This window comes from Candidatus Protochlamydia sp. R18 (assembly GCF_000648255.1).
Classification (GTDB): domain Bacteria; phylum Chlamydiota; class Chlamydiia; order Chlamydiales; family Parachlamydiaceae; genus Protochlamydia; species Protochlamydia amoebophila.
On sequence record NZ_BASL01000794.1, the window covers coordinates 1 to 5,614 of the forward strand.

The following is a 5,614-nucleotide window of genomic DNA, read 5'->3' on the forward strand; positions in this document are numbered from 1 at the left end:
TTTTTTTATGCAAGATGAGCCATAACCACTGATCATTTTTCTTATTTCCTACAAAACTCCATTGCTCATCTACTTCAAGTTTAGCCACTTCTAACTCATCTTTCTCACGACAAGTGACTTGTGCATTTAAATCCTCAGGCAAATCATTGATAATGAAATTAATAAAATCTAGCAGCCATGGCATGCTTACATCAAAAATTCTACAAATTCTATTAAGAGGCATTCTTTCTAGAAGAACTTTTCTGACAAGTTCCTTTGTTTGTTCGTTAATGATTTTAGCTTCATTGTTTTCGCTCCACTGTTTGCCATACTCTAAACAACGAAAATTTTGCTTTTCATGTCTTGTATAATCATTCCTCTTTACCAAATCTGAGCCGCAGTGCGTACATCTCATTGCTCTTCTCCGCTTGAATTAGAATAATTAATCTATGAAATTAGATCAGTTTATTGAAATAGCCTTACCTATTTAGCACTACCTAGTGGGCGAGCTTTTAGAGGAGAAAAAGTGTATTCAGCAGTATCTGGCCATCGTTTTGCAAGGGAAAGCTTGATAGCAGCTAAATGCCAATCTAAAATTTTTGCTCCTTTTTGCTATACAGGGACGTGTCATCCTACCTTGTTTAATACCTGGTTAGAAAAAATATTAATTCCAGAGATTAAAACTGGACAGGTGATTATTATGGATCATGCAACTTCTCACAAGTCTAAAAAAACCAAATATCTACTTGGACAAGCCGGATGTAAAATTTTATTTCTTCCCTCCTACTCGCCTGATTTAAATCCAATTAAAGTTTTCTGGGCAAATTTTAAACAATTAGTCCGGTTAAGTTTAAACAAATTATCAAGCCTTGCAAAAGCTATTGATTATTCTTTTTGTCAAATATACACATAAATGCACAATTAAATTCAATTAACTATATGTGTCGTTAGAGATTCTTTATTGTTAAGACAGAAATTTACAAGAGTAACAGCCACATTGGAGCTAAAAGCTTAATTGATTGTTTATAACCTTTTATTGCTTATTATCGGTAATATCTACTAAGAGCTATATTGGAAGCAAGAGACTGAGCAATTGTTTTGGCTCCTTTATAGCTGACTCGGTTATCATTAAGTTCAAGTACCTTAAGAGCCGTATTGGAAGCACGAGACTCAGCAAGAGCTTTCATTCCCTCATCGCTGATTCGGTTATCATTAAGATAGAGTTTATTAAGTACCCTATCCCTATTGGAAGCAAGAGACTCAGCATTGGAAGCAAGAGACTCAGCAAGAGCTTTCATTCCCTTATCGCTGATTTGGTTATTACCAAGGTCGAGTACCTCAAGAGCTTTATTGGAAGCAAGATTTCGAGCAAAAGCTTCCGCTCCCCTATCACTGATTTGGTTATCATTAAGGTAGAGTATATTAAGTGCCGTATTGGAAGTAAGAGACTCAGCAAAAGCTTCCATTCCCTCATCGCTGATTTGGTTACCATCAAGGTCGAGTATCTTAAGAGCCGTATTGGAAAGCAGATTCTTAGCAAAAGCTTTCATTCCCTCATCGCTGATTTGGTTATTATTAAGGTAGAGTGTATCAAGTGCCGTATTGGAAGCAAGAGACTCAGCAAAAGCTTTCATTCCCTTATCGCTGATTTGGTTATTATTAAGGTAGAGTATCTTAAGAGCCGTATTGGAAGGTAGATTCTTAGCAAAAGCTTCCATTCCCTCATTGCCGATTTGGTTTCTGTTAAGAGAGAGTACCCTAAGAGTTGTATTGGAAGCAAGAGCCTGAGCAAGAGCTTCCATTCCCTCAGTGCCGATTTGGTTATTATCAAGGTAGAGTGTATCAAGTGCCGTATTGGAAGCAAGAGACTCAGCAAAAGCTTCCATTCCCTCATTGCCGATTTGGTTTCCGTTAAGAGAGAGTGCCCTAAGAGTTGTATTGGAAGGCAGATTCTTAGCAAAAGCTTTCATTCCCTCATCGCTGATTTGGTTATTATTAAGGTAGAGTGTATCAAGTGCCGTATTGGAAGCAAGAGACTCAGCAAAAGCTTCCATTCCCTCATTGCTGATTTGGTTTCCGTTAAGAGAGAGTACCTTAAGAGTTGTATTGGAAGCAAGAGCCTGAGCAAGAGCTTCCATTCCCTCAGTGCCGATTTGGTTATCATCAAGGTAGAGTGTATTAAGTGCCGTATTGGAAGTAAGAGACTCAGCAAAAGCTTCCATTCTCTTACCGTTGATTTTGTTTCCGTTAAGAGAGAGTCCCCTAAGAGTTGTATTGGAAGCAAGAGTCTGAGCAAAAGCTTCCATTCCCTCATCGCTGATTTGGTTATCATTAAGGTAGAGTATCTTAAGAGCCGTATTGGAAGGCAGATTCTTAGCAAAAGCTTCCATTCCCTCATTGCCGATTTGGTTTCCGTTAAGAGAGAGTACCCTAAGAGTTGTATTGGAAGCAAGAGCCTGAGCAAGAGCTTCCATTCCCTCAGTGCTGATTTGGTTATCATTAAGGTAGAGTGAATCAAGTGCCGTATTGGAAGCAAGAGCCTGAGCAAAAGCTTCCATTCCCTTATCGCTGATTTGGTTACCACCAAGGTCGAGTTCCTTAAGAGCCGTGTTGCAAGCAATTCCATTAGCAATAACTTCCGCTTCCTTATCGCTTATTCCCCTGCGACTAAGATCAAGCGTGGTGAGCTCAGAATCATTCATATAAAGTTGAAATAATTGCTTACGATGAATTTCTAAATTTTTTATTTCTTTTAAGGTTCTATCCAACCCCTCTACTATGGCTTTTTTTAGATTTAAGGCTGGGCATCTTGTAAAAATTCCTTTGACATAGGGAGCCATTGTTTTGAAAAAGAGCATTTTTAAATGGGGATTTTTATCGGCTTTTAAGGTTTGCAAAAGAGGGGCATCTAGCTGAATCGAGACAAGCGCTTTGCACCTTCTAATTTGCAATTCTTCTAATTTGGCAAACTGCAAACAGATCGGTGTAAAGAAGTTTGTTTTTTCAAATGCACGCAGCTGAGCGCAACGGTTTAAATAGAGTGATTTGAGGTTAGGAGAGCACTTTTCGATTTCTTGGATGGTTTCTACTTTAATAAGTGGGCAGCCGCTTACATTTAAATAGTCGAGTTGAGCATGCAAGAAAGGTTTTAACGTGGTCAGATCTAAAACGGCGCAATTCATCAGAGTGACTTTTTGGGGTTTAGGATCTTTATTTTTTATTAAAAAGATTAAGGCATTTAACACAAAGCGTTGCCGCTCTCGATCGAGTTTTTTTCCTTTGACCATCTGTTTAAAATCTGCTTCAATCCATTCTCCTTCTTCGCTTGTCCCGAACTCAACATTTGGAGTGTAGCGACTTAAAGTAAACGCTAAAAGCTCGCGTTGGGCTTTTTCAGGGGAATATTCTTCACGTTGATAAAATTCTTTAAACGTCGGAGGTTTGCCAAAGCTGGCTGCGTCAGCTTGGGCGGAAGTGAGAGATTTGTCTACCTGACGATCGATCGCTTGTTGTAGCCTTTGTTTAGGACTCAAGCTGCTTCCGTTAACTTGCCGGTATTTAGGATGAACCCAGCGGTCCAAGCTTTGCTTTTGACTGCCCCGTAAGTTAACAAGATAAGGTAAAAGATTGAGAGCTATAAGCTTTTTTTTGCTTGTTAAATCATGGCGTAAGCAGTCTTGCAGATGGTAAAATTGCACAAGTAAATTTGCCACCGTGCCGCTACGCAAAAGAAGCCTTCCTTTAAAGCGATCTTCCGAGTTTTCTTCATATAACTGTTCTTCTTCGTCGCGAGTAAAAAGTTGAAGGACGCGGTAGGCTTCATCTTTTTGGATTAAGTCTTCGAGCCAACTTTTGAGGATGAGGTTAGGATCTAAACGGAGAAAAGCTTGCAGCACTTCGGCGTCTAGATGAGATTCAGCATGTAAACAAAAAAGAGCGGAGGAAAAATGTACCTTATGTCCGAAGGAATGGTGAATAACGGGCTCAACAAAAGAAACATCGTTATCCACGCAGAAAATGCGCTGCGTCTTTTCTTCGACGACATAGTTCGAAAAGCGGCCATCCCCTGGCCGCGTCAATACGGCACAGAGGCAAGCCCAGGTCAGTTGCTTGACGTCTAGCTGGTTCTCATTTTGTAAAGTTTGCCCTTGTATTGTTTTGGATATTAAAACGGGATAGATCCTTTTTTTTCCTTTCACTTCGACTTCAAAGCGTGCTAGCTGCGTCGGAGGGCTCAAATGCCCCGCAATGCGTGCCGTCAGTGCATGGATGGCATATTCCAGCAGAGGATGGGTTGGTTTTTGTTTAAAATGCAGTTGATATTCGCCATAGGAGGCAGTTGCAACGTGGTGACGGCTTTCATATTGCTTTTTGAGATCTCCCGTTTCTCCTAAAATCTGTTCACAAACGTCTTGTCTGAGATACTTGGCAACAGGCACTGCCGGACAGCGAATTTTGACTTGGAAGGTGTCTTCATCATTCGATTGATCTGTTGTCATCGCTAGGATCGCTTGTTGAAGCTGCTCTTCTTCTAAACGTTGGCTTTGTCTAACTCCGCTTGGATTGGGAATGGAGGCAAGATGAGCGGTTAAGGTAGCCAAGTTTTCCTCCGTGGAATAGCTTCCCAAGACTTTAAGATAGGTTTCTCTTAAAGGTTCCGTGAAGGTGATCCGGGAAAGACTTTGGTAGCAAGCTTCATGCCTCTTCTGGTAGTAAGCTTCATGCCTCTTTCTAGCCTGTTGATTCGGATCAAGCGCATTAGCTTGTTGTCTAGAAACGAGATGATGGACGAAATGAGCGATCCATGACTTGAGATTTTCTATTGCATTGGGATGCATCTTCTCTCCATAGCAAGCCTCATTCAAAAGGTCAATGTATCGAAAATGAGTGTCTAACTTAAAAATGCAAGAGTTGAATTGATTAGAATCTAGGTTGGAGAGGCAAAATTTTAACTTACGGTAAAGAGGACGCAATACAAGCCAATAAATCTTGGCCAGAACCTCTTGTTTCCTAAGAGGATCTTCCAGATTAACCTCTTCTTTTTGTTCCCTATAAGTAAAATGAAGGCCCACTCTTTTTAGGTAAACGGCTGCCACCGCTTCTTGCAATAAAAAGCCACTTTCGGGTGTGAAAATTTTCTTTTTCACGAGCGCGTCAATGAGATCGAGTATATTGGATTCCTTTATGCCAAAGTAAAGAGATAAATCATTTAAAAGGTGATGGAGCAACTCCGAGTAGTGTTTTTTTAGATCAATGACCTTTTCTTTAAAGGGACGACACCAAATTTCCTCATAGGCCTGCAGTCGATCCGTTAGCAGCTTTACCGCCTGACACTTGCGCCTGATTTCTTTTGCTTGCGGCAACTCTTCATCGAGATAGATACACATTTGTTCTTGGTAGAGTTCAAAGAGTTTATGGGTATTTTGGTGAAAAGAAATTGTTTTGCGCAGCGTATTACTAGGGGAAGTTGAGGAATACTCCTCCATTTTTTGCATTTGGGCCAATCCATCGGGTGTGTTGATAAGATCAGTGACAATAGCTGGGTTGCCGCCAGAATCGATATGGAAACCAGAGCGGTGTTTAGCCCCGATGCAAGTAAAAACGGGCAATCCTTGCGCTGGATCTTCTCCCAAGG

General features: G+C 40.6%; 2 protein-coding genes and 1 pseudogene. 1 reads left to right on the top strand and 2 read right to left on the bottom strand.

Going from position 1 to position 5,614, the window contains the following annotated elements; all coding sequences use genetic code 11:
* A partial coding sequence (locus tag TY19_RS11185; protein WP_042282636.1) for an IS1 family transposase occupies window positions 1-394 on the bottom strand: 394 nt, incomplete at its 3' end.
* 96 nt (window positions 395-490) lie between these two features.
* On the opposite strand from TY19_RS11185, the pseudogene TY19_RS11190 reads away from it, so the two are divergent.
* Window positions 491-892 (top strand): annotated as a pseudogene (locus TY19_RS11190) (transposase); the annotation flags it as partial.
* Between the two features lie 130 nt (window positions 893-1,022).
* On the opposite strand, the gene TY19_RS11195 reads toward TY19_RS11190, so the two are convergent.
* Window positions 1,023-5,614, bottom strand: a 4,592-nt coding sequence (locus TY19_RS11195) for a hypothetical protein (RefSeq protein ID WP_079979327.1), incomplete at its 5' end; no start/stop codon positions are given.